Source organism: Bradyrhizobium sp. I71, from assembly GCF_022354745.1.
Taxonomy (GTDB): Bacteria; Pseudomonadota; Alphaproteobacteria; order Rhizobiales; family Xanthobacteraceae; genus Bradyrhizobium; species Bradyrhizobium liaoningense.
Map to the genome: position 1 here is coordinate 2215048 of NZ_CP059398.1, position 24371 is coordinate 2239418.

Below are 24371 nucleotides of genomic sequence, written 5' to 3' on the forward strand. Positions count from 1 at the left end.
TGCTGCTTTTGACGAAAATCGGCCTCGCCCTGCGAGGCCGATTTTTTTGATGATGCAGTTTTGTCCGACCTCTTAACTCTCGTTAACCATATCGAAACCATCACCTAGGCAATAATTGCCCACTCGGCCTTTCCGGTGAAAGCGGCCGAATCTGTTGGGGCGGTTGCTTGCAAGGGCTTGCGGACTTTCTGAAGAGTATCGGTGCCGCCCGGTTCGGGGCGATGATCGCGGTCACTGCCGCGCTCATCGGCTTCTTCGCCTTCGTCATCATGCGCGTCACCACGCCGCAGATGACGACGCTGTTCACGGACCTCAGCGTCGAGGATTCCTCGAGCATCATCAAGGACCTGGAACGCCAGGGCATCCAGTTCGAGATCCGCAATGAGGGCTCCATCATCATGGTGCCCAAGGACAAGGTCACGCGGCTGCGGATGAAGCTTGCCGAGGGCGGCCTGCCCAAGGGGGGCGGCGTCGGCTACGAGGTGTTCGACAAGTCGGACGCACTCGGCACCACCTCCTTCGTCCAGAACATCAATCATCTCCGCGCGCTGGAGGGCGAGCTCGCCCGCACCATCCGCGCCATCGACCGCATCCAGGCCGCGCGCGTCCATCTGGTGCTGCCCGAGCGCCCGCTGTTTGCGCGCGAGGCGCCGGAGCCGTCGGCCTCGATCGTGGTCCGCGTCCGCGGCTCGCTGGAAGCCCAGCAGATCCGCGCCATCCGCCATCTCGTCGCCTCCGCCGTCAACGGGCTGAAGCCGCAGCGGGTCTCGATCGTCGACGAGGCCGGCCAGCTGCTCGCCGACGGCGCGGCGACCGATCCGGAGCAGACGGTCGGAGACGAGCGCCGCATCGCCTTCGAAAAGCGCATGCGCAAGCAGGTCGAGGACATCGTGTCCTCCGTGGTCGGCTCGGGCCGCGCCCGCGTTCAGCTCTCCGCCGATTTCGACTTCAACAAGATCACCCAGACCTCGGACAAGTTCGACCCCGAAGGCCGCGTGCTGCGCTCGAGCCAGACCCGCGAAGAGCAGAGCATGACCGCCGACAACAACGGCCAGGTCACCGTCAACAACGAGCTGCCCGGCAACCAGCAGAACAACGCCGCCGCCGTCGCCAAGGACCAGAGCAAGAAGTCCGAAGAGACCAACAATTACGAGATCTCCCGCACCACCAAGACCGAGGTGACCGAAGCCGGCCGGGTCAACCGCATCTCGGTCGCGGTGCTGGTCGACGGCATCTACAGCAAGAACGACAAGGGCGAGCTGGCCTATCAGGACCGCACCAAGGAGCAGCTCGACAGCATCGCCACCCTGGTGCGCTCGGCGATCGGCTTCGACCAGAAGCGCGGCGACCAGGTCGAGGTCGTGAATCTGCGCTTTGCCGACGCGCCCTCAACCGCGCCGGTCGGCGAGTCCTCAGGCTTCCTCGGCATGCTCCAGTTCACCAAGGACGACGTCATGTACTTCGTCGAGCTCGGCGTAATGATGCTGCTCGGCCTGGTCGTGCTGTTCCTGGTGATCCGCCCGCTGGTCAAGCGCATCCTCGCCTCCGACGAGGTCGCCGCCGCCATCTCCGGCGTGCTGACGGGCCCCGCCGCGTCGGAAGAGGCCGCGCCGGCCTCCGGCCAGCCGCTGCTGCCGAGCGGCGCCGCCAGCGCCATCGACGTCGCCACCATCCAGGGCCAGGTCCACGCCCAGTCCGTTCATCGCGTCGGCGAGCTCGCCGAGCGCAACCCCAACGAAACCGTCGCCATCATCCGCCAATGGCTTACCGAACCCGCGAAATAACCCAAGCCACGCAACTCTGCCAAGTGCATCAAGAAGTGATCTGACATGGCCGCCTCCCTGCAAAACGCCAATTCGAATGACATCACCAGCGTGATCTCCACGCTGGGCCAGCGCGCCGGCAGCCGCGGGGGCAGCAAGTCCGAGGCGCTGGCCGGGCCGAAGCGTGCTGCGATCCTGATGCTGGCGCTGGGCGAGCAATATGGCGGCAAGATCTGGAGCCTGCTCGACGACGACGAGGTGCGCCAGCTCTCGCTGGAGATGTCGACGCTTGGCACCGTCGAGGTCGAAACCGTCGAGGACATGCTGCTCGAATTCGTCTCGCGCATGTCGGCTTCCGGCGCACTGATGGGCAATTTCGACGCCACCGAGCGCCTGCTCCAGCAATATCTGCCGCCGGAGCGCGTCAACGGCATCATGGATGAGATCCGCGGCCCCGCGGGACGCAACATGTGGGAGAAGCTCTCCAACGTGCAGGAAGAGGTCCTCGCCAACTACCTCAAGAACGAATATCCGCAGACCATCGCCGTGGTGCTGTCGAAGCTGAAGTCCGAGCATGCGGCGCGCGTGCTCGGCATCCTGCCCGAGGAGCTCGCGCTCGACGTCGTCAACCGCATGCTGAAGATGGAAGCGGTGCAGAAGGAGGTGATCGAGAGCGTGGAGAAGACGCTGCGCACCGAATTCATGTCCAACCTGTCGCAGACCCGCCGCCGCGACGCCCACGAGGTGATGGCGGAGATCTTCAACAATTTCGACCGCCAGACCGAAACCCGCTTCATCACCTCGCTGGAAGAGGACAACCGCGAATCGGCCGAGCGCATCAAGGCGCTGATGTTCACCTTCGACGACCTCGTGAAGCTCGATTCCGGCTCCGCCCAGACCCTGATGCGAAACGTCGACAAGGACAAGCTCGGCGTCGCGCTGAAGAGCGCCAACGAGGACGTCCGCAACTTCTTCTTCGGCAACATGTCCTCGCGCGCGGCCAAGATGCTCCAGGACGACATGGCGGCGATGGGCCCGGTGCGCCTGCGCGACGTCGACGAAGCGCAGGCGCTTCTGGTCAATCTCGCCAAGGATCTCGCCGCCAAGGGCGAGATCATGCTGACCAAGAACCGCGCCGACGACGAGCTGGTGTACTGATGGCCGCTCCGGCAAAATTCCTGTTCGATACCGACTTCGCGGCGCCCGAGCGGACGACGCGCGAGAAGGCCGCGACCGCAGCCGAGATCGCCCAGAAGATCGCGGAAGCCGAGGCGCGCGCCTACCAGCAGGGCTTTGCCGCCGGCCAGCACGAGGCCAAGGCCGAGAGCGACCGCCGCGTCGCGCTCGCCATGGAGGAGATCAACATCGCAATTCGGGGCGTCGCCTCCGGCATCGGCAACATCGAGACCAGGATGGAGACCGAGGCTGTCGAGGTCGCGGTCGCGGTGGCGCGCAAGCTGTGCGCTGATCTCGTCGCCGCCGAGCCGCTCGGCGAGGTCATAGCGCTGGTCAAGGACTGCTTCTCGCATCTGGTCGCGACGCCGCATCTCGTCGTCCGCATCAACGATGCGCTTTACGACGCCGCGCGAGAGAAGATCGAGCAGCTCGCCAAGCAGAGCGGCTTCGAGGGCCGCCTGGTGATCCTGGCCGAGCCGGAAATCGCCACCGGCGACTGCCGGATCGAATGGGCCGATGGCGGCGTCGTGCTGGAGCGCGGCGCCATCGCGGCCAAGATCGACGAAATGGTCGGGCGCTATATCGCGTCCCGCAGGGGGAATTAAGCCATGAGCGAAACAGACGGACAGGTCCCGCTGCCCGATCTCAACGGCCCGATGCCGCCGACCGGCACCGACGTCGGCTACAGCGAGGACGAATATGCGGCGCGTGCCGCCGCCGACCTCGAAGCGGTGTTCGACGTGCCGGTGCAGGTCTCGGCCGTGCTCGGCCGCTCCAAGATGGACGTCGGCGAGCTCCTGAAGCTCGGACCAGGCACCGTGCTCGAGCTCGACCGGCGCGTCGGCGAAGCCATCGACATCTACGTCAACAACAAGCTGGTCGCCCGCGGCGAGGTCGTCCTGGTCGAGGACAAGCTCGGCGTCACCATGACGGAAATCATCAAGGCCGAACGCGGCTAGCACAAGGACATGACGCGCGGCAGCGCGAACAGACGGACAGGAGACTGACATGCGGCTTCTCATCGTTGGCACATTGAAGGGCCAGCTCACCACCGCCACCAAGATCGCGATGGAGAACGGCGCCACCGTGACCCATGCCGAGGATCACGAGCAGGCGATGCGCGTGCTGCGCGGCGGCAAGGGCGCCGACCTCCTGCTGGTCGACGTCGCCCTCGACATCCGCGACCTCGTGCTGCGGCTGGAGGCCGAGCACATCCACGCCCCGATCGTCGCCTGCGGCATCACCAACGACGCCCGCGCCGCGGTCGCCGCGATCCACGCCGGTGCCAAGGAATACATCCCGCTGCCGCCGGACCCGGAACTGATCGCCGCGGTGCTCGCCGCGGTCGCCAACGATTCCCGCGAGCTGGTCTATCGCGACGAGGCGATGGCGAAGGTGATCAAGCTTGCCCAGCAGATCGCCGGCTCCGACGCATCGGTGATGATCACGGGGGAATCCGGCACGGGCAAGGAGGTGCTGGCCCGTTACGTCCATACCCGCTCGGCGCGCGCCAAACGCCCGTTCATCTCCATCAACTGCGCCGCGATCCCCGAACACCTCCTGGAGTCCGAGCTGTTCGGCCACGAGAAGGGCGCCTTCACCGGCGCAGTCGCGCGCCGGATCGGCAAGTTCGAGGAAGCGACCGGCGGCACGCTGCTGCTCGACGAAATCTCGGAGATGGACGTCCGCCTGCAATCGAAACTGCTGCGCGCCATCCAGGAGCGCGTGATTGACCGCGTCGGTGGCACCAAGCCGGTGCCGGTGGACATCCGCATCATCGCCACCTCGAACCGCAACCTCGTCGAAGCCGTGCGCGAGGGCACGTTCCGCGAGGACCTGCTGTTCCGCCTCAACGTCGTCAATCTGAAGATCCCGCCGCTGCGCGAGCGCCCTGCCGACATCCTGGAGCTCGCCCAGCATTTCGTGAAGAAGTATGCGGAGGCCAACGGCGTGCCGCTGCGCCCGATCTCGGCGGAAGCCCGCCGCGTGCTCTCCGGCAACCGCTGGCAGGGCAACGTCCGCGAGCTCGAAAACACCATGCACCGCGCGGTGCTGATGGCGCACGGCGACGAGATCGGACCCGACGCCATCATCACGCCGGACGGCGACCGCCTCGATCTCGCCAAGACCGCGCCGGCCGTGGCGCATGCCACCATGGCCGCCGAGCAGGTGACGCGGGCGCTGGTGGGGCGCACCGTGGCCGATGTCGAGCGCGACCTCATCCTGGAGACGCTGAAGCACTGCCTCGGCAACCGGACCCATGCCGCCAACATCCTCGGCATCTCGATCCGCACGCTGCGCAACAAGCTCAACGAATATGCCGACGGCGGCATCCCGATCCCGCCCGCGGGAACGCCGGGCGAGTATCCGCGCATGCCGATGATGGGGGCGTAGCGCTCCTGCCGAACATCGAGGATGCAAATGCCCGGGCTCAGTCCCGGGCATTTTTGTTTGGCGCGCACCAATACTCACCCCGTCATCCTGAGGTGCGAAGCGCGATGCGAACCCATCGCGTGCGGAGCCTCGAAGGATGAACGGCCACAGCCGGGCCGTCGCCCTTCGAGGGCCGCTGAAGAAGCGGCCACCTCAGGGTGACGGTGAGAGAACTTCGGCTGCTTCGAATGCAAAGGGGAGCCGCATTCGGCGACTAGGTCAAGCCGGCACAACGCCCTATAACCACGCCCGAAAACCACGCGAGGGACCACATGTCTGAAGCTCAAATCACGGATTGGCTGGCGTCGCAGCGGCAGGCGATGATCGATCTGCTCCGCGACGTCGTGAACATCGATTCCGGGTCCTACGACAAGGAAGGCGTCGACGCGGTCGGCGCGCGGTTCGAGCGGCATTTTGCCGAGCACGGCATTCCATTCCGGCGCGAGGCCAACGCCACTTTCGGCGATGCGATCCATGCCGAGGTGGCAAAGCCCGGCAGCAACGAGAAGCCCGTGCTGTTGATGGGGCATCGCGACACCGTGTTCGGCAAGGGCGAGGCCGGGCGGCGTCCGTTCACGATCAGAGATGGCCGCGCCTATGGACCGGGTGTCGCCGACATGAAGTCCGGCCTCGTCATGAACGTGTTCGTGGCAACCGCCTTCCACAAATTCGGCGGCTCACCGCACCCGATCAAGGTATTGATCACCTCGGACGAGGAGATCGGCTCGCCCTCCTCACGCCCGGTGATCGAACGTGAAGGACGCGCCGCGCGCGCGGTGTTCAATTCCGAGCCGGGCCGCCCCACCGGCAATATCGTCACCGGCCGCAAGGGCGGCATCTTCATGCATCTCGGCATCACCGGCAAGGCCGCCCATTCCGGCGCCAATTTCGCCGCCGGCATCAGCGCGATCGGCGAGCTCGCACACAAGATCGTGCAGATCCATGCGCTGACCGATCTCGACAAGGGCATCACGCTGAATGTCGGCCTCGTCTCGGGCGGCCAGTCCGTCAACACCACGGCGCCCTACGCCGAGGGCCAGATCGACCTGCGTTACGTCGATCCGGCGCATCGCGCGAGGGTGATGGCCGCAATCGAGACGATTGTCGCGACCTCCTACGTGCCGGGCACGAGTGCAACGCTGACGATCAAGGGCGAGTTCGTGCCGGTGGTGCAGAGCCCGGATTCGAAAGCGCTGTTCGAAAATTATCAGGCCGCCGCAAGACAGGTCGGCCTCACCACGCTCCAGGGCGAATTCTCCGGCGGCTGTGCTGATTCCGGCTTCACGGCCGCGGTCGGCACGCCGACCATCTGCGGCCTCGGCCCGGTCGGCGGGCTCGCGCACACGCCGGAGGAATATCTCGAGCTCGACAGCATCGTGCCGCGCGCACAGGCGCTCGCGCTGGCGATCTTGCGGGGGTGAATGCAGCTGCCGTAGGGTGGGCAAAGCGAAGCGTGCCCACCACTTCCGTCACCTGCGGGAAAGATGGTGGGCACGGCGCAAGGGCGCCTTTGCCCACTCTACGAGACCGACCAAGTTCTACGAATAACTCGGCGCGTCGGGCTTGCGGAAGATGTGGATGGGGTCGCCCGGCACGATCGGAGAGCCTGAGAACATCGCGTAGGCGTAGAGCGCGAGATAGGCGATCGCAAGCGCGCCGACGGCGTAGAAGGCCCAGGTCGCAACGCGTTTCATCGATCCGCTCCATTGCCGTCCCGCATGGGGGTTCAGGCGCTTCTAGAGCGACGACGGGGAAAAGGCCAGCCTTCCGCGCCGACACGCGCGGCGATCAAATGCCGCGCCGGCCGCGCGCGGGAAGGCTGACATCCGCAAGCCTGGCCGCGTCCTCGTCCTGGTCGACCGCCACATACTGGCCGTGCCAATAGGCCAGTGCAGCTGTGCGGGCCGAGCTCCTGATGTCCCTGACACGGCCGATGACGATGCCGTGCGAGTGGCGTTCGACGATCTCCTCGACCTCGCAATCGAAGGCGGACAATGCGCCGAACAGCAGGGGAACGCCCGAGACCGCCGTCACCCATTTGGCGCCTGCGAAGCGATCGGCGCCCTTCAACCCGCCCTTGCCGGAAAAGCGCTCGGCAATCTCGAGCTGGTCGGCGTTGAGGATGTTCACGCCGAAGGCGCCGTGGCGCTTGATCAGCGGAAAGGACGACGCATCGCGGTTGATGCTGACCAGCAGCGTCGGCGGCTCCACCGACAGCGAGGTGACCGAGGTCACCGTCATGCCCGTAATATCCTTGCCCCGCCCGGCGGTGATGACGCTGACGCCGCCGGTGAGGTGGCGCATGGCGCCGCGAAAATCGGCAGACGAGACGGGGATTTCGGTCATGAGATCGCGGGGCACTACATTCATGGCATTGCTCCCCGAAGCGGGGATCCCTCTTATTTAGGTACGATCGTCCGCCGACAAAAGGTGGCTGAGGATCGAGCCTTCAAGGCTTGCGAGCTCGGCCGAGCCGCGCTGGCGTGGCCGGGCCGCGTTGACGGTGACGTCATGGGCGATCCGGCCCTCCTCGATCACCAGCACCCGGTCCGCCAAGGCGACGGCTTCCGAGACGTCGTGGGTCACCAGGATCGCGGTAAAGCCCTGGTCACGCCAGACGCGTTCCAGGAGCCGCTGCATCGAGATGCGGGTCAGTGCGTCCAGCGCGCCGAGCGGCTCGTCGAAGGCGAGCACGCGCGGGCGCGAGACCAATGCGCGGCCGAGCGCGACGCGCTGCTTTTGGCCGCCCGACAGCACCGAGGGCCATTGGTCGCGCTTGTCGGCGAGACCGACCTCGCTCAAGGCTTTCTCGGCACGCGCATGCGCATTGCCGGAGGCACGATCGCGGCCGAGGCCGACCTCGACATTGGCGAGCACGCGGGCCCAGGGCAGCAGCCGCGGCTCCTGGAACATCACGCGGATGTCTTCGGGCTGGACGTCACCGCCGAAGCTGATGCTGCCGGCATCGATCTCGTCCAGGCCGGCGATCAGACGCAGCAGCGTGCTCTTGCCGCAGCCGCTCTTGCCGACGATCGCGACGAACTGGCCGGCGGGGATGTGCAGATCGATGCCGCGCAGCACCTCGTTGGCGCCGAAGGATTTGCGCAAGCCCCGGATGCTGAGCGGCCGGCCGCCGGTGTGAACCGGACGCTCCTCGTGCACGGCACGCGCATGAGGGACGAAATTGGCCCGGCTGGCGAGCTCGGTCTCGGGAAGAGAGGTACGAAGCGCTGTCTGCATGTGATTCCCAGTATTTCTTGCTCAACGTTTCTGGAAGGCGGGGTGCCAGGAGAGCGTCAGGCGCTCCAGCACGCGGGAGGCGCTGTCGGCAAGCTTGCCGAGCAGGGCGTAGATCAGGATCGAGAGCACGACGACGTCGATCAGCATGAACTCGCGCGCCTGCATCGCCATGTAGCCGAGGCCCGAGGAGGCCGCGATGGTCTCGGCGACGATCAGGGTCAGCCACATGATGCCGAGCGCGAAGCGGATGCCGACGAAGATCGAGGGCAGCGCGCCAGGGAAGATCACGCGGCGGAACAATTCGCCGTCGGTCATGCCGTAGATGCGCCCCATCTCGATCAGCTGGGGATCGACCGTGCGGATGCCGTGCAGCGTGTTGAGATAGATCGGGAAGAAGACGCCGAGCGCCACCAGGAACAGCTTTGCGCTCTCGTCGATGCCGAACCAGAGGATGACGAGCGGGATAAGCGCCAGATGCGGCACGTTGCGCACCATCTGCAGCGTGGTGTCGGTGAGCCTTGCCGAGAGCTGCGACAGGCCGTTGGCGAGGCCGAACGCAAAACCGATGCTGCCGCCGATCAGAAAACCGATCGAGGCGCGCCAGAACGAGACCCAGATGTTGCGGACGAGTTCGCCGGAGAGCAGCAGCTTCCAGCCGGCCAGCACGACGTCGCTCGGCGCCGGCAGCACGCGGGTCGGCACGAAGCCGGTGACGCTCGCGACCTGCCAGATCGCGATGATGGCGAGCGGCACGATCCACTGGATCAGGCCGTCGAGGCGCGGCAGGCGCAGGCTGCGCGGAAGCGAAACGCTGTCGATCAGGCTCATGACTGCGACACCCGGTGCTGCGGACGGAGATCGCTGCCGACCGTCTCGCCGAACGGACCGCCGTTGAAATGGAGCTTCGTCACGTTGCTCGGCTGCTCCAGCGAGAGCAGCGGGAACACCAGCTCGGCGAAGCGATAGGCTTCCTCCAGATGCGGATAGCCCGACATGATGAAGGTATCGATCCCGAGATCCTGATACTCCCTGATGCGGGCCGCGACGGTCCGGGCGTCGCCGACCAGCGCCGTGCCGGCGCCGCCGCGCACGAGGCCGACACCGGCCCACAGGTTCGGCGCGATCTCGAGCTTGTCGCGCCTGCCGCCATGAAGCTGCGCCATGCGCTGCTGGCCGACGGAATCCATGCGGGCGAAGTTCTTCTGCGCCAGCGCGACGGTCTCGTCGCTGACATGCTTGATCAGCTCGTTCGCCGCGCTCCAGGCCTCTTCATTGGTCTCGCGCACGATCACGTGAAGGCGAATGCCGAAGGAGAGTTTCCTGCCGCGCGCGGCGGCGACCTCCCTCACCTTAGCTATCTTCTCGGCGACCTGCGCCGGCGGCTCGCCCCAGGTGAGATATTTGTCGACGGTGTCCACGGCGACATCGATGCCGGCATCGGACGAACCGCCGAAATAGAGCGGCGGCCGCGGCGACTGCACCGGAGGAAACAGCAGCCTGCCGCCCTCGACACGGATGTGCTTGCCTTCGACATTGACGGTCTTGCCGGCGAGCAGGTCGCTGTAGACGCCCAGGAACTCGCGGGTGACCTCATAGCGCTCGTCATGGCCGAGGAAGACGCCGTCGCCCTTGTTCTCGACCGGATCGCCGCCGGTGACGACGTTGACGAGGAGCCGGCCGTTCGAGATGCGATCGAGCGTCGCCGTCATGCGCGCCGCCACGCTCGGCGATTGCAGGCCGGGACGGACCGCCACGAGATAGCGCAGCCGCTCGGTGAACGGCGCCACGCTCGAGGCGACGATCCAGGAATCCTCGCACGACCGGCCGGTCGGGATCAGCACGCCGAAATAGCCGAGCTGGTCTGCGGCCTGCGCGATCTGGCGCAGATAGTTGAAGTCGACCTCGCGGCCGCCGATGCCGGTGCCGAGATAGCGCCCGTCGCCATGGGTCGGCAGGAACCAGAGGATATTGCTCTTGGATTGGCTCATGGATGTGCTCCTAACCGTAAGTCGTGCCGACCGCGGCGGCGACGATGCCGATCGAGAGCACGATGGCCGCGATCGGACGCTGAATGATACGTCTCATGTTCAAACCCCTGTGGATGGGAAGGCCGGTCGGCACGATCAGGCTGCCGGGTTGCGCCAGACGATGTCGCGAATCACGATCGGCTTCGGGATCAGGCCGAGCTTGTGGAAACGGTCGGCGACGCCCTGCTGGGTCGCGACGATGTCGTCGGTGACGGGGCCGACCACGAATGACGAACGGTTCGCGGCGATGGTCTGGATGTCGAGGGGAATGCCGGTGACCGCAGCGAGCGATTTCGCGACCTCGTCGCGGTGCTGCTCGGCCCATCTGGCGGTCGCGGTGGTGACGTCGACGATCTGTTGCAGGATCGCGCCGTGGTTCTTCGCGAAGTCGCGGTTGGCGATGTAGAACGAATTGGTCTTGGTGACCTCGCGCGCATTGATCAGGATGCGGCCGCTCTGCCTGGTCTCGCCGATCGCGAAGTAAGGATCCCAGATTGCCCAGGCCTCGATGCTGCCATTGGCGAAGGCAGGGCCGGCGTCAGGTGGCGTCAGGTAGACCGGCGTGATGTCGGCATAGGTGAGGCCGGCCTTCTCCAGCGTCTGCACCACGATGTTGTGCGCGCTGGAGCCCTTGGTGAAGCCGATGCGCTTGCCTTTCAATTCGGCGATGGTGCGGATCGGCGAATCCTTCGGCACCAGGATGCCCTGGCCGTTGGTGATGGGCTGGCCGGCGGCATAGACGATCGCGGCGCCCGCGGCCTGGGCGAACACCGGCGGGGAATCGCCGACCGCGCCGTAGTCGACGCTGCCGACGTTCATCGCCTCCATCATCGGAGGCCCCGAGGAGAACTCGACCCACTTCACCTCGATGCCTTGCGGGGCGAAATGTTTTTCCAAGGCGGCCTGCTGGCGCGCGACGACCAGCACGCCGTTCTTCTGGTAGCCGATACGAATTTCCTTCACCGCGCCTTGCGCGTTGACGCGCGAGGCGAACGCGGCGACGGCCGCAGTTCCGACGGAAAGTCTCAGAAAGTCTCGACGCCGCATTCCACACTCCCGGCCGCATGCGGCCGTCATTCATTCGCGTTGCCCGAATGATGGTGCGGCTTATTGCGGGTGTCGAGACGTGCGGAAAAATAGCGATGCGAGCACTGCGCGCGAGGCGCGGGGCATGATTAATCTTTCAATCCGCGGAGCGAATGCAGAGCGAATTTTTCCGCACGCGAATGTGACAATCGCAGCGCACAGGGACCCAAGACCAAAGAAATGCGAGAACAACCCCATGCACAGTAGCCAAGGTCTTGTTTCGAAACATATTTCGTATTTGCCGAATCTCACTTGACCCGTCGGGCAATACAGTGACAGAATGTCATCGTGCGGCAGGAGGAGCAGGCAGGCCCTCGGCAGCTAGTGCTGCCATCTCACGGGCAGATTGAGCAGCCCACGAAATGCCCAGCCGCCGATCCGCACTTCCTCGTCATCGGCCAATTCGAGCCGTTTGGCGCGGGCGAACACGGTCGGCAGCGCGACGTCGGCGATCATGGCGCGGGAGGCGAAGGCGCCGGCGCAGAAATGCGGGCCGGCGCCGAAGGCGACGCTCTTGGAGGTGTCTCGTCTCACGTCGAACGCATCGGCGCGCTCGAAGTGCTTCTCGTCGCGGTTGGCGGAGCCGAACATCAGGAATACGCGCTCGTCGGTCTCAAACGAGACGTCGCGGATGCTCCAGGGCTTTGCGATCCGCCGCGGCGACATGCCGATGGGCGAGATCCAGCGGGCATATTCCTCGAAGGCCTGCAGCCAGGACACCTCGCCCTTGCGCACGAGATCGAGTTGCTCGGGATGGGTGAGCAGCGCCCACACCGTGCCGGCGATCGCCTTGCGCGGCTCGTTCTGGCCACCCGAGATCGCGAGCTTGACGTTGGCACGCACGCTCTCCATCGGCATGCCCGAGGCGAGGAGCACGCCGAGAATGCTCTGGTCGGGATGCTTGCGCATCACCGGCAGCATGTCGTCGATCGCGGCATCGATGCCCGACGTCGCGGCATGGCAGCGCGCCTCGACCTCGGGGTCGCCGGCATAGTTGGCGATGCCCTCGATCATGCCTTGCGACCACGCATCCATGGCCCCGAAGCCGATATTGGTGAGGCCGGTGATCGACTTCAGGCACTCGCCGGAGAAGGGCAGCGCGAAGTCGCGCATGAAATCGATCCGGCCCGGTTTGATCGCATCGAGGATGCGGTCGGCATGGGCCTGGAACAGCGCGGTCCAGTGCGCCTTCACCGTCTTCGGCGAGACCGTCGGAAACATCGCGCGGCGCTCGACCTGGTGCGCCTCGCCGTCCTTGCGCATCATGTTGTGGCCCATCAGCCGGTTCATCAGGCCGGCGGGCTGGTGCGAGGAGAACACGTCGATCTGCTTCTCGGAGATCGAGATGTCGTCGCGGCTCGTCAGCAGCGTCGAGCCGAGCTGCGGCACGAACGCGATCGGCGCCTCTCGCCTCATCTTCGCGAGCATCGGATAGGGATCGGCCCAGAAGGCGGCCGGGTCGATGTCGATGCGCGGCGCGGTGCTCAAGGCGGTCCCTCCTGGAGTCTCGTTTCCAGGAGACTAGCGAGGTCCGACGCCGGCGTCTGTCCCTAACGATAGGGACGGGCGGCATTGGAGTTACCGGGCCTCGGCGATCTTCGGTCCGGATGACGGCATCTGCGCGTTGGCCGCCAGGGGCCGCTTTGACGGCGATGCCGGATCCGGCAATCGGAAGGCGGCATCGGGCGGCGTTCCCGGACGACGGGCAGCGGTCGCCGGAAGCACGATCACTTTCGCTCCGACCTTCACCCGCTCGTAGAGATCCGTGACGTCCTCGTTGGTCAGCCGGATGCAGCCAGACGACACCTTCTTCCCAATCGTCGCGGGATTGTTGGTGCCGTGAATTCGATATTCGGTCTCGCCCAGATACATCGCCCGGGCGCCGAGCGGATTGCCGGGGCCACCTGCCATGAACCGCGGCAGATAAGGCTGACGTGACACCATCTCCGCAGGCGGATGCCAATCCGGCCATTCGGCCTTGCGGGCCACAGTCTGCTCACCGGACCATGTGAAACCTTCGCGGCCGACACCGATGCCATAACGCATCGCCTGCGCGTCGTTCAGAACGAAATAAAGGAATGTGTTCTTGGTATCGATGATCACGGTGCCCGGCGGCTGGCGGCTGGCATAGTCGACCACCTGCCGAACGAATGCTCCGGGACCTTCAGCGGCTTTTGGCGGTTCGACCAGAGGCGCCGGGGCCGGAATCGGAGCAGGAGCCGGAGCCGGCGCTGATGCATGAACCGGGGTGGCCACGTAAACGGGCGTTGACGATGCCTGGGCTTGTGGTGCGGACGGCTTCTTCGCCTGCTGCACGCTCGCCGGACGGGACAGCAAACCGTAGCCCAATGCGGCGACGGCCACCGCGCCCATGGCAACTCTCGCGGCCATCGGCAGCGCGAGCGTCTCCGCCTTTCCACGTTTGGCCCGCTTGCTCACGTCTCTCCCCAGGTCACCATGCCCAAGAGAGGTACCCAGCAAAATTTAAGAAACTTCCAAGCGATTTCGCTCAGACCGGAACCGTTAGCTGTGGTTAACGCTGAACTCCTGTTCGGCAACACAGGAACCGGGAGTACCGTCTGCTATTCAGGCCGCGGCATGAACGCGCGCTTCTCGTCGTGGAACGAGTCGAGATTTGAATCGCCCGGCGGAGCGGACACGCCGCCCTTCATGAACCGCGGCTTCGGGGCCAATCGCGTCGATTTGGCTTGGGTTCTGCCAAGTCCGATCTAACCTCGACCGCTGACGCGGCCAGACGCCATCACAATCTTCGCCTTCGGGCCCACTGCAGACGTGCGGAGCGTACCTTATGATCGGATTGGCTGCCCGATTCCCAGCACGTTGCCTTCGCTGTCGCGGAACCAAGCGCCCCTCTCACCGATACCCTTGCTGGGATAATTCCCGGTAATTTCTGCGATCCCATCAACGGTCTTCAGTCCTGGCAGGTCATACTCCTCGAACTCAACTCCCCGGGCACGAAGCTCGCGCACGGTTGTCTCGATGTCCTCGACTTCCCAGGCCATCTGCGTGTGCGTGCCGGATTGCATTCCAGCCGAGACGAAGATCGCAAACTCACCGCCCGCACAGACGTAGCGGAGCCCACCCTCACGCTGTTCGACCGGATCAAGCCCAAGTTTTTCCGAATAGAACGCCCGCGCCCGATTCAGGTCCCGGGCGGGAAGCCTGGCTGCCACCTTGGCGTTTATTAGCATGCCCGCTCTCCTCCCAAGTCTTAGGCGCGGTCGTCTCCATACACATTGATACTAGGGATCGACGACACCGCCTGGTTCGATGGAAGTTCCACTTTTGCTCACAACAATGACCGTAGTGGGTCCGCCTTTGCCCGCTCGCATCGCCCTGTTCGGGTCAGCTAAAGGAAGCGGACCTTGCGGCGCTTTGGGCCAAGGTCAGGCACGGCCAAATACAGACATTCCCTGCTTGGCTTCCTGATCAGAATATCATTTTCGCTGGGAGATACGACCGGAGCAGGAATGCCGAATGCGTGTCCGAAGGTCGGGGGGAGGTGCCGCTGGTGTGCCATCGCTATTGCACCTCTGCTCAATGCCGCTGCACAGCTGGGCACCCTACGGCCCGCAAGCGAGCATGAACCTCCTCACATGCGTATTGCACTAACATCAAGGCTGTAAACCTGGGGAGGCAGTGTTGGCGGTAGACACAAAAGCAGACGATTGGTTTATTGCTGCGCACGTACTAAGGATACGCACGGAATCGGGTGCCGCTTCGATATCGTTTAAGATTGGCAGCAGAATAGCCAACATCGCAGCATTATTAGGCTGCTCCGGAGCAATTTCTGGATCCGGTGTTTCGGACACAGACTTCCAATTAGATAGCCAACTTGTGCGCAATTTCAGCGGTCCATGGTCATTGAAGGACATAAAGGGACATCGTGGCGACGTCACTCAAAACGTGTCATTTTTGCCAAATGCGCTGTCGGGCGTGGCACTTAACAAGAATGGAAGCGTCTTTTTCAATTTCGAGATACCCAACCCCGATCCGATGACCTTTACGATCAGGGGCCAGTGGGTGATAAAGGCGGTCCTCAACCTTAGCACGACGTTCGTAATCTAGCCGCCAGCCTCGCAGCTTGCGCGAAGCTTACTCGGGCCTGCCTACCCCCGTGACCGCCCTGATCTAAGAACACCGAGAGGGGGCTGCTTCCTTGGTTCCGAATACCGGGCCGTCGTTGGTTCTGCCCTCATTGAATATCTGATTGACCTCTGAGGAGTTCAACCGAAAAGGTCGGCTTCGGGTCAAAGGCGCCGTTTGAGCAGTCAGTCGGATACGTCCGGTCTGCCCCAATGAACGGACATCTTCAGAGCCGGTCGCCATATCTCAAAGGTGCCACTTCCAGGATTCGCAGCACGCCTCAGAAGTAGACGTTCGCGTTACGAGGACGGCCGCGACACCACCTGTTATCAGGCCCTGCCGCAGGACATCGCCGCTGGTGGCAGATATGCGCCACTCACGACGAACATGCTGCCGCTCGGCGGCCCGCGCTTGAACTCCTAAGCCGTCCCTGCCCGGCCAAGCTGGAGACCCAGCTTGCCTACTTTCAAGATTCCGCTCTACACTCTTAGACGGTATCGACCAACTAAAGTATCCACAAGTTGTGTCCCGCAATTGACGGGACATTAACCTGCGGCTCAAGCGCGTACCGTGGCCTTGTCGGACAGGAGTGGACCAGCCCCATGTGGAAAGACCCCATCAAGAGCACGCCTTCGATCATCCAGACCGATTTCGGGCCCTTCGGGCAGAGCCTGCCGGGGGACGGTGAAGCCTATTGCGGCCCGACGTCGATGGTCATGGGCCTTTACTGGCTGTCGGCAAACGGCTTCACGCAGGTTGCTCCTGCGGTCTACAACGGCGAGGACGACCCCGTGGCGATCAACCTGGAAAGGGTGGTCGCAGGCTTGATGCGGACGTCGAGCGAGAGCGGCAGCTTCGTGGACGGCATGACCAGCGGGATGGCCGACTATCTGTCGGCCTGCGGAATCGGGCCTGATCTCTATCATTTGACGAGCACTTCCAATCCGGACCTCGCGTGGCTCGCCGATCAGTTGGCCCCGAACGTGTCCGAGAGTCCGCAGACGATCGTCTTGGCCAATTTCGCGGTTGGCTGGTATTCCGTTTCCCAGACGACGAAGGGATACATGGAAAATAACGGCGGCCATGTCCTCGCGCCGCTCACGGTGAACCTGACGGGCGGCACGATCACCATCAACAACGCTTTCCCCGCCTCGTTCGAGAACGTACCCAACCTCCCGTCCAGCAATCCGCAGACCGTCCAGATCGCGCAGATGCCCAGCGGATGGACGCTGGAAAATCTGCCGCTACCCTCCGAAGACTACAGCCAGGTCGTCACCGACGCGCTCACCGGGTGGGGCGTCTACGCCGTGCTCTGGCAGGGGCAAGCCTGGGCGATCTCGCCGTCGGCGCTGCCCTCGACATCCGGATATGAACCCAGCACGTGGACGATCAACCAGCCTAAGGTCATCAACACGAACGGCGGCACGCTGACCGTCGTCGCGCCGATCTCCGGGCTGGGCGGCCTCCACAAATACGGCGAAGGCACGCTCCTGCTCACCAACACGAACCAGCTGATGGGACACAACACCGTAGGCGCTGGGACGCTGGCAAGTACCCGGACATCCGGCACACCATTTGGCAGCTTCAGGGTGATGGTGACGAACGGCGGAATACTCGAGCTTCGTTCGGACGGCGCGACGGTCGATGTGCAGATCGCCTCGGGATCTCTGGCGACGTTCGTCATCGGCTCTACAGGAGGCGCCTTGCAGCTTTCCGGAAGCGGCAACTATCGCGTCGTAATCGGGGGCAATGACGACGGTACCCTGACGAACATTGTCCGCAACTCCGGCGGAACTCTTGTTATCGTGCCGGGCGGCGGCATGGCCCAGCTTGGGCTGACGCAACAGGTGTTCGTGGCAGGAACGGGAGCAAACCTGCCCATCATCACGAACGGGATCGTCGCTCCCTACATTCTCGGAGAGGACGACGACGCGGCCAGTTCGGGCAAGTTCCTGACCTATTCGCCCTCCGAGGGCTTCGCGAGCGCGGCGACCGTGTCGTCGACGGATGTCGGCATCAACGACGTTCCGGCCGATGCCGTCTACGAGGTCGTCGACAGCCAGGCGGTCGAGAGCAGCGGTGTGCCGCAGGTGGCGGCGCTCGAAGTGAACGGCGGGGCGATTACGGGCGGCGATGCGAGCATTCTGGTCGGAAGCCAGGCGAGCGGCGACGCCGCGGGCCTCATCATGAACGGCGGCAGCATCGCTACTGCGAGCCTTTCGTTCGGCGCGGCAGAAGGCCTGATCTACACCAATGCCAGCGGCGGTAGTTCGCAGATCGCAGCCGCCATCGAGGGATCGGCGGGCCTGACGATCTTCGGTCCCGGCACGCTGACCCTGAGTGCAGACAGCAGCGGCACGCTTTCCGGTCTGATCAGGGTCAATGGGGGTACGCTGATTGCCGGCGGTACCGGTGGATCAGCAACGGGTGCCGGCGAGGTGCTGGTATCCTACGCGGCGACGCTGGAGGTCGCCGGCACGGTGACCGGCGCGGTTGTTGTCGGCGAGTCGGGCACACTGTTCATGAACGGTGGGACGGTCTCGGGCCCGGTCACCATTGCAGCGACCGGCACCGATACGCCTGCTCCCGGCGGCATATTGCAAGGGAGCGGAACAATCAGCGGGACCACCTCCATCAGCGGCATCATCCAGTCAGGCCCGCAGGCTGGCCTGATCACGTTCACCGGCGAGACCACTATGACCGGCGACGCGAGCTTCTATTGGCGGCTGCAGAAGCTCGTGGACGATGCTGATCCCGGAGCCGGACCTGGGATCTACTGGAACGCGCTGCAGTTCAACTCGCCGGATACGAACCTCGGCACCAAGAATGCACCTCTCTGGCTCTTCCTCGACTTCAGCGCCCTCGACGGGGACCCGGACGGCGGCAACGCGTTCTGGAAGAAGCCCCATACCTGGACGCTCTTTACCTACGCAGCCGATGCCGGTTACTTTTGGCCGGCGTACGAGAACTTCTCGTACCAGTCCGGGAGCTTCAACACGGTCTTCGACAACTGGGTCGTGTCCCTGCAGTGGAAACCGGCCGCCTCGCCGCAGAGCCTCCCCGAGCGATGGCGCGCGAACGCTCGTGCGAGAAGCCGGTAACCGACCCGCGGCAACTGGATAGCCGTGCCAGTCTGCGCCCAAAAATGCGCGCGCCGGGGGACTTCCGCTTTCCCCCGATAGCGGCCACAGAGCGGATATCGCTGGATGTCTCGAACGGGCTACAAGCCGAATTGCCCGGCCCGGGTTGGTACTTGCCCTGGAATCGAGCGCGACCCATCGAACAGCGCGATGACGTTGCTGCTAACGGGCAAGCGCATCCTTGTAGATGATTCCATCTTTCATGATGATCTTGAAATTCTTGGCGGGGTCGGCAAGAAGGCCGATATTGTCCAGGGGATTTCCGTCGACGAGCAGCAGATCCGCGAGTGCGCCCTGTTCCACGAGGCCGAGCTTGCCGGGATAAGGATTTCGTTTGCCCGATAGCGCCAGCAGTTCGGCGTTTGTCGATGTCGCCATGGTCAGCGCTTCGGCGGGCGTGTACCAGCGAGCGAGTGAGGCCAGGATGGCCCCTTGTTGGCGCGCCAGCGCTGCAGAGAACAGGACGTCGGTGCCCCACGCCGTCTTGATCTTGTACTTCCTCGCCAGCTCGTAGGATCTGGCTATGCCGGGCCAGACCTCATCCGCCTTGGCTCGCTGGACCGAGCCTGGCGGAAAGCCTTCCCTCAATTCCTCCGGGAGAGGTTGCGTACTGAGCCATATCCCTTTTTCGGCAATCAGTTTGGCGGTGGCATCATCCATGAGGAAGCCGTGCTCGATGCACTTCACACCGGCGGCAATCGCCCGCTGGATTGCTGCAGGCGTGAACGCGTGGACAGTGACGTAAGTGCCCCAATTGTCGGCCGCTTCAACGGCCGCCCGCAGTTCCAGTTCCGTGAAAGTCGACACGTCGATGGGACTGAACGGCGAGGAAACACCGCCACCGGCCGTCAGCTTGATCTGGGAGGCACCTTGCATGAGTTGCTCGCGGACGCGGACGCGGACTTCGTCGGGGCTGTCGGCGACCACGCTGCCGCCAATCTGCTCCATGCGGCTGAGCATGCCGCCGATCGTGCGCGGCAGCTCCGACAGCTGGCGAAAATCCCCGTGTCCACTGGTCACCGTGATCATTGCTCCCGAGGGATAGATGCGGGGCCCTGCCACCAATCCCGCATCGATGGCGGCTTTCAGTCCAAATACGGGACCGCCTACGTCGCGGACCGTGGTGAAACCACGCATCAGCGTGTCGGTCGCCTCGACGGCTGCGGCAATATTGTTGTATCCGACGTCACCCGCTATCGCCTGGGCAGGATTTGGCCGGATCAGCATCGCATGCCAGTGGGCGTCGATCAGGCCGGGCATGAGGGTTCGCCCGTTCCCGGCGATCACAGATACGCCTGGGTCTGCGGCGATCGGCTCCGTCGAGATGCGCTCGATGATATTGCCTCTGACCAACACATTGGACGATGCGGAGAGTGAAGCGCCCTTGCCGTCGAAGATGCGCACATTCTGGAACAACGTCGCACCGGTATTGGATGACGGGCTGCCTTGAGCGCGAGCGGCGGCCGCAAGCCCAATTGCTACAAGCGGAAGCGTCGCGACAATAATCCTTCGGGAGATTGGATTCATTTTGCGCGCCCTCCCGACCGATGTCTTCCGAGCCTTCACAATTTTGCGTTGAGCATACAAGCTCGGCCAGCACGTTTCAACGAGGCTGGGCGTGGGTTTGCAGCTGATGTCCAAAATGGGTCAAAGCGTCAGTCCAGCGCTCGGCTGCAGACTTCCGGTCTACCCTCTGAACCGTCATGTAGCGGCACCGCTTTAACGGCAGCGAAGGGTCAAAAGCCGAAGTTTCCCTTATATATTCATGTGGTCTATTTGCAGAGCGGTGGCGTCGCTGATTGGGCCACACTGACTAAGGAGCGCCCATGAGCCGACGGGTACATTCTCCGACCGGAATCTTTGACAGCCTACATTATGGATTCGCGCAAGTGGTGGTTGTCCCGACGCCCTTCGGTGACACCGTGCACGTGTCCGGTCAAGTCGCCTGGGACGCCGATCGAAAGGTCGTTGGCGCGGGAGATATCGGGCGCCAACTCCGAAAGAGCTTGGAGAACCTCGCTGTCGCACTTGCATCGGTAGGCGCAAAACTTGATCAGGTCGGTGCATTGCGGCTCTACATAAAGCAAAGCCATATGCACGAGGGCGAGGCCATCAGTGGCGCACTCAGAGCAACGTTCGGTGACGATCCGCCGTGTGCTACATGGATTGGAGTGCCAAGCCTCGCGAACGATGAATTTCTTGTCGAGGTGGAACCATCTGTAGTTTATCTTGCAAAAGCCTAGATGATTAAACGTCACGCGCATTGCCCGACAACGTCAGCTCCGGGTCCAAAAGGCGACGATCATGGCGGCCAGACTGCGTGTCCGCTTTGCTCCCGGAAGCAGATATCGCGAACCCAGTGTCCCTCAGTTCAGGCTGTGAGGTCCCGAGAGCAAGCGGAGCACGATCGCGAACAGCTCGCTCTGCGAGGAGATGCCGAGCCGCTCATAGGCGCGCTTGCGATAGGTCAGTGTCGAATGCAGGCTGATGCCGAGTGCTTGCGAGATCGCTTCGGAGCTGAAGCCGGACAAGATACGCCGGCAGACGTCCTGCTCGCGCGGCGTGAGATCGGCGAGCGGCGCGCGCGTCGCGAACAGCGCGGCGAGGGTCTGGTCCGGCGTTGCGTTTGCCTGGAAATGGCGGGCGACACTCGCCGCGATCGCCGGTGCGATTCCCTCGAGCCGTCGGCGCTGCTCGTCGCCGAAGCGGCCCTGCGCCGCGATGCGGTAGAAGTTGACATAGAAGCAGGTGTCGCCGGTCCAGATCGCGGTCGCGCATTTGTCGACGATGCCGGAATCGTTGAAGAAGATCTTGCGATAGCGCGCGCCGTACATGCGCGGGGCGAACGCCGGGAGCATGATCGGCGCATCGCCCTCGGCCTCGAACAGCGCATCGCGGTTCGGATCGGATTCGTGGAACTGGCCGGCATAGGCGGCGCCGAGATCGCCGCCGATCGGGATGTTGCCGGCGTCCAGCAAACAACGGGCCGCGCCCGCGCGCGTCAGCGCAAACACCATGCAATGACCGACCCCCGCCTGCCGGCGCAGCGTGTCGATGAGGATGTTCGGAAAGTCAGGCCGGCCGATGGCGAGCACCGCCGGCGTGACATCGCCGGCCGCAGGATTTGAGACCATCCCTTGGGGCCGCATTGGTTTCCTCCACCGAAGTTCTTTTAGCGGAGGATAGCAGGCGCGGGATGTTGCCGAAAGCCGGAGACGGCGGCTCACGACGCCTCCGGGTCCCGGCTCTGCGCAGCAGCGCTTGCGCGCTGCAGCGCGTCCGGGACACGAGAGGAGCAAGTCGATCGACAGTCTCGTGCCCCGGACGCAGCGCAGCGTGCAGCGATGCGCTGCTGAGCCGGGGCCCATGCGGCCAGGTGCGAGCCCTACCCCGCCGCAGCCTTCGCCGGCGCGACGTTGATCGCGAGCTTGCCGTAGCGATCCGTAAAGGCCTCCGTGTCGATCTCCTCCAGCTCGATCTCGCCGCTCATCACGCCTCGTTTCCATTCGGCCTGCGCCGGATCTTTCTGGAACTCCGGCATCACCTCGCGGCCGAACAGCTCCAGCGATTCGCAGATGTGCTCGTGGCTGTTCTTGCCGGCCTGGTTGAGCAGGATGACCTGGTCGATGTGCGAGGACTGAAAGCGCTTCAGCTTCCTGCGGATGGTCTCGGGCGAGCCGATCAGGCCGCCGCGCAAGCTCGCCTCCTGCGCTTCCGGATTGTCGCGCTTCCACTTGTTGTATTCGTCCCACATGTTGACGGTGTAGGGCGCGGGACGCTGGCGGTTCTGCGAGGCGCCGTAGAAGCGCAGCGCGAACTGGAAGAAGGTGGCCCCCTCGGCGCGCGCACGCGCCTCCTCGTCGGTCTTGGCGCACATGAAGAACGAGACCAGCGCCATGTTCGGGTTGATCTCGTAATCGGCCAGCTTGTGCAGCCGCTTGGTCATCGCGTTGTAATAAGCGTGCACCCAGGCGTGCGCGGCATCGGCGCTGACGAACTGAAAGCCGAGCGCGCCAAAGCCGTGGCGGCCGGCGCGCTCGATGGTCGGCAGCTGCGAGCACGCCATCCACAGCGGTGGATGCGGCTTCTGCACCGGCTTCGGCACCACGTTGCGCAAGGGGATGTCGAAATACTTGCCGTGGTGCTCGCTGCCCGCATCCCTGAACATCGGGAAGATCGCGGCGACCGCCTCCTCGAACACCTCCTTCTTGGTCTCCATGTCGCGCCCGAACGGCGTGAGCTCGGTGATGGACGCGCTCTCGCCCATGCCGAATTCGCAGCGGCCGTTCGAGAGCAGGTCGAGCACCGCGACACGCTCGGCGACACGCGCCGGATGGTTGGTGGTGAGCTGGAGGATGCCGTGGCCGAGCCTGATGTTCTTCGTGCGCTGGCTCGCTGCGGCCAGGAACGATTCCGGCGAGGGCGAGTGCGAATATTCCTCGAGGAAGTGATGCTCGACGACCCAGGCGTGGTCGTAGCCGAGACTGTCGGCGAGTTCCATCTGCGAGAGCGCGTTCTGGTAGAGCCTGAGCTCGTCGCCGGGCACCCAGGGCCGCGGCAGTTGTAGCTCGTAGAAGATGCCGAACTTCATGACGCCTCCCGCTTCTTGTTGTTGATCGCATCTTAGTGGGTGAGGCGGCGCTGTCTACGGAGCGGCAATTCCGTCGTGCGGGAGAACGATCCCACACCCGTGCATGGCATATCGCACCGCCGCGACGCAGCGCTGCGACATCCGCGCAAACCGGCAGATTGATCCAGATCAACGCCGCGAAGGCCCGATTGCATCAGAAGTGCAGCAAGGCAACGGCCCGGATGCCGTCCCAATCCCCACATTTCAGATGAGACCGAATATGTCGGCCCCAGACGACGCGACTTCGCGCGTGCGCCGCAAGCGCATGGAGATTTTCGCCTTCCTGTTCCTGACCGCGGTCGTGATGCCCGCCCTCGCGGTCGGAACCGTCGGCAGCTACGGGCTCGGGGTCTGGATCTACCAGATGTTTGCCGGCCCTCCCGGCCCGCCGTCCCGACATTGATTCCCCCGAAGCGAAAGACAGGCATCATGGCCCAAGCCGCCCCCCACAGAGCCACACTCAACCGACGAGCCTTGATCACCGGCCGGGTGCTCAGCGCCGATCGCATCATCCCGCCCCCGGGCGCCGAGATCGCCAGCATCCTGGTGCAGGCGCGTCCCGAACGTCTCGCCGAGCTCGAAGCCGAGATCACCGCGCTGCCCGGCTGCGAGATTTACGGCCGCGACGCGCGCGGCAAGCTCGTCGTCGTGACCGAAGCGCCCGACTCCGGCAGCCTCGGCACCCTGCTCAACACCATCCAGTCGCTGCCAAACGTCTATTCGGCGGCGCTGGTCTTCCACGCCATCGAAACCGCCTGAGTCAGGAAGA

Annotated in this window: 23 protein-coding genes; 11 read left to right on the top strand and 12 right to left on the bottom strand. The window is 64.2% G+C overall.

All coding sequences use genetic code 11. From position 1 onward, the window contains the following. Positions 1–167: 167 nt before the first annotated feature. From fliF to FJV43_RS11015, 6 genes are all read left to right on the top strand, one after another. Positions 168–1784, top strand: a complete 1617-nt coding sequence (gene fliF, locus FJV43_RS10990; RefSeq protein ID WP_239626902.1) for a flagellar basal-body MS-ring/collar protein FliF — start codon at positions 168–170, stop codon at positions 1782–1784. A 45-nt stretch (positions 1785–1829) separates the two neighbouring features. Next, positions 1830–2921 carry a flagellar motor switch protein FliG gene (gene fliG / locus FJV43_RS10995; protein ID WP_239626903.1) on the top strand — a complete coding sequence of 364 codons (1092 nt, stop codon included), beginning with the start codon at positions 1830–1832 and terminating at the stop codon, positions 2919–2921. Further along, a complete protein-coding gene (locus tag FJV43_RS11000; RefSeq protein WP_239626905.1) occupies positions 2921–3544 on the top strand; it encodes a FliH/SctL family protein in 624 nt (207 codons plus the stop codon). The genes fliG and FJV43_RS11000 overlap by 1 nt, the downstream gene beginning before the upstream one ends. Positions 3545–3547: 3 nt before the next feature. Further along, complete coding sequence (fliN, locus tag FJV43_RS11005; RefSeq protein ID WP_239626907.1) at positions 3548–3898, top strand: flagellar motor switch protein FliN; 351 nt, start codon at positions 3548–3550, stop codon at positions 3896–3898. A 49-nt stretch (positions 3899–3947) separates the two neighbouring features. Continuing rightward, on the top strand, positions 3948–5333 hold the full coding sequence (locus tag FJV43_RS11010; protein ID WP_028180681.1) for a sigma-54 dependent transcriptional regulator: 1386 nt from the start codon (positions 3948–3950) through the stop codon (positions 5331–5333). Positions 5334–5644: 311 nt separating this feature from the next. Continuing rightward, complete coding sequence (locus FJV43_RS11015) at positions 5645–6793, top strand: M20 family metallopeptidase (protein ID WP_239626909.1); 1149 nt, start codon at positions 5645–5647, stop codon at positions 6791–6793. Positions 6794–6910: 117 nt separating this feature from the next. On the opposite strand, the gene FJV43_RS11020 is transcribed toward FJV43_RS11015, so the two are convergent. From FJV43_RS11020 to FJV43_RS11060, 9 genes are all read right to left on the bottom strand, one after another. After that, positions 6911–7066: a hypothetical protein gene (locus FJV43_RS11020; protein ID WP_028180679.1), complete on the bottom strand. Its 156-nt coding sequence runs from the start codon at positions 7064–7066 to the stop codon at positions 6911–6913. Between the two features lie 94 nt (positions 7067–7160). Beyond that, positions 7161–7742 carry a flavin reductase family protein gene (locus FJV43_RS11025; RefSeq protein WP_028182092.1) on the bottom strand — a complete coding sequence of 194 codons (582 nt, stop codon included), beginning with the start codon at positions 7740–7742 and terminating at the stop codon, positions 7161–7163. 33 nt (positions 7743–7775) lie between these two features. Beyond that, positions 7776–8612 (bottom strand): ATP-binding cassette domain-containing protein, encoded by an 837-nt coding sequence (locus FJV43_RS11030; RefSeq protein WP_239626911.1) that lies wholly within the window; start codon positions 8610–8612, stop codon positions 7776–7778. Positions 8613–8633: 21 nt separating this feature from the next. Then, positions 8634–9440 (bottom strand): aliphatic sulfonate ABC transporter permease SsuC, encoded by an 807-nt coding sequence (ssuC, locus tag FJV43_RS11035; protein ID WP_239626913.1) that lies wholly within the window; start codon positions 9438–9440, stop codon positions 8634–8636. Next, on the bottom strand, positions 9437–10600 hold the full coding sequence (gene ssuD, locus FJV43_RS11040; protein WP_239626915.1) for an FMNH2-dependent alkanesulfonate monooxygenase: 1164 nt from the start codon (positions 10598–10600) through the stop codon (positions 9437–9439). The genes ssuC and ssuD overlap by 4 nt, the downstream gene beginning before the upstream one ends. 135 nt (positions 10601–10735) lie before the next feature. Further along, positions 10736–11686: a sulfonate ABC transporter substrate-binding protein gene (locus FJV43_RS11045; RefSeq protein WP_239626917.1), complete on the bottom strand. Its 951-nt coding sequence runs from the start codon at positions 11684–11686 to the stop codon at positions 10736–10738. Positions 11687–12046: 360 nt separating this feature from the next. Then, on the bottom strand, positions 12047–13213 hold the full coding sequence (locus FJV43_RS11050; protein ID WP_239626918.1) for a cytochrome P450: 1167 nt from the start codon (positions 13211–13213) through the stop codon (positions 12047–12049). A 90-nt stretch (positions 13214–13303) separates the two neighbouring features. After that, positions 13304–14164, bottom strand: a complete 861-nt coding sequence (locus tag FJV43_RS11055) for a L,D-transpeptidase (protein ID WP_239626920.1) — start codon at positions 14162–14164, stop codon at positions 13304–13306. A 368-nt stretch (positions 14165–14532) separates the two neighbouring features. Further along, entirely contained in the window at positions 14533–14937 is a 405-nt protein-coding gene (locus tag FJV43_RS11060; RefSeq protein ID WP_239626922.1) for a VOC family protein, read from the bottom strand. Between the two features lie 451 nt (positions 14938–15388). On the opposite strand from FJV43_RS11060, the gene FJV43_RS11065 reads away from it, so the two are divergent. Both FJV43_RS11065 and FJV43_RS11070 read left to right on the top strand, forming a co-directional pair. After that, on the top strand, positions 15389–15814 hold the full coding sequence (locus FJV43_RS11065; RefSeq protein ID WP_239626923.1) for a hypothetical protein: 426 nt from the start codon (positions 15389–15391) through the stop codon (positions 15812–15814). 620 nt (positions 15815–16434) lie between these two features. Next, positions 16435–18933 (top strand): hypothetical protein, encoded by a 2499-nt coding sequence (locus FJV43_RS11070; protein WP_239626925.1) that lies wholly within the window; start codon positions 16435–16437, stop codon positions 18931–18933. A 201-nt stretch (positions 18934–19134) separates the two neighbouring features. On the opposite strand, the gene FJV43_RS11075 is transcribed toward FJV43_RS11070, so the two are convergent. Continuing rightward, on the bottom strand, positions 19135–20499 hold the full coding sequence (locus FJV43_RS11075) for an amidohydrolase family protein (RefSeq protein WP_239626927.1): 1365 nt from the start codon (positions 20497–20499) through the stop codon (positions 19135–19137). 299 nt (positions 20500–20798) lie between these two features. On the opposite strand from FJV43_RS11075, the gene FJV43_RS11080 reads away from it, so the two are divergent. Next, a complete protein-coding gene (locus FJV43_RS11080) occupies positions 20799–21215 on the top strand; it encodes a Rid family hydrolase (protein WP_239626934.1) in 417 nt (138 codons plus the stop codon). A gap of 123 nt (positions 21216–21338) precedes the next feature. Here FJV43_RS11080 and FJV43_RS11085 read toward each other — a convergent pair whose 3' ends face one another. Then, positions 21339–22121 (bottom strand): helix-turn-helix transcriptional regulator, encoded by a 783-nt coding sequence (locus tag FJV43_RS11085; protein ID WP_239626936.1) that lies wholly within the window; start codon positions 22119–22121, stop codon positions 21339–21341. A gap of 236 nt (positions 22122–22357) precedes the next feature. Further along, positions 22358–23563 (bottom strand): LLM class flavin-dependent oxidoreductase, encoded by a 1206-nt coding sequence (locus FJV43_RS11090; protein ID WP_239626937.1) that lies wholly within the window; start codon positions 23561–23563, stop codon positions 22358–22360. Positions 23564–23822: 259 nt separating this feature from the next. On the opposite strand from FJV43_RS11090, the gene napE reads away from it, so the two are divergent. Together napE and FJV43_RS11100 are read left to right on the top strand one after the other, a co-directional pair. Continuing rightward, positions 23823–24005 carry a periplasmic nitrate reductase, NapE protein gene (gene napE, locus FJV43_RS11095; RefSeq protein ID WP_239626939.1) on the top strand — a complete coding sequence of 61 codons (183 nt, stop codon included), beginning with the start codon at positions 23823–23825 and terminating at the stop codon, positions 24003–24005. Between the two features lie 26 nt (positions 24006–24031). Next, on the top strand, positions 24032–24361 hold the full coding sequence (locus FJV43_RS11100; protein WP_239626941.1) for a chaperone NapD: 330 nt from the start codon (positions 24032–24034) through the stop codon (positions 24359–24361). The last annotated feature ends 10 nt before the right edge of the window (positions 24362–24371 follow it).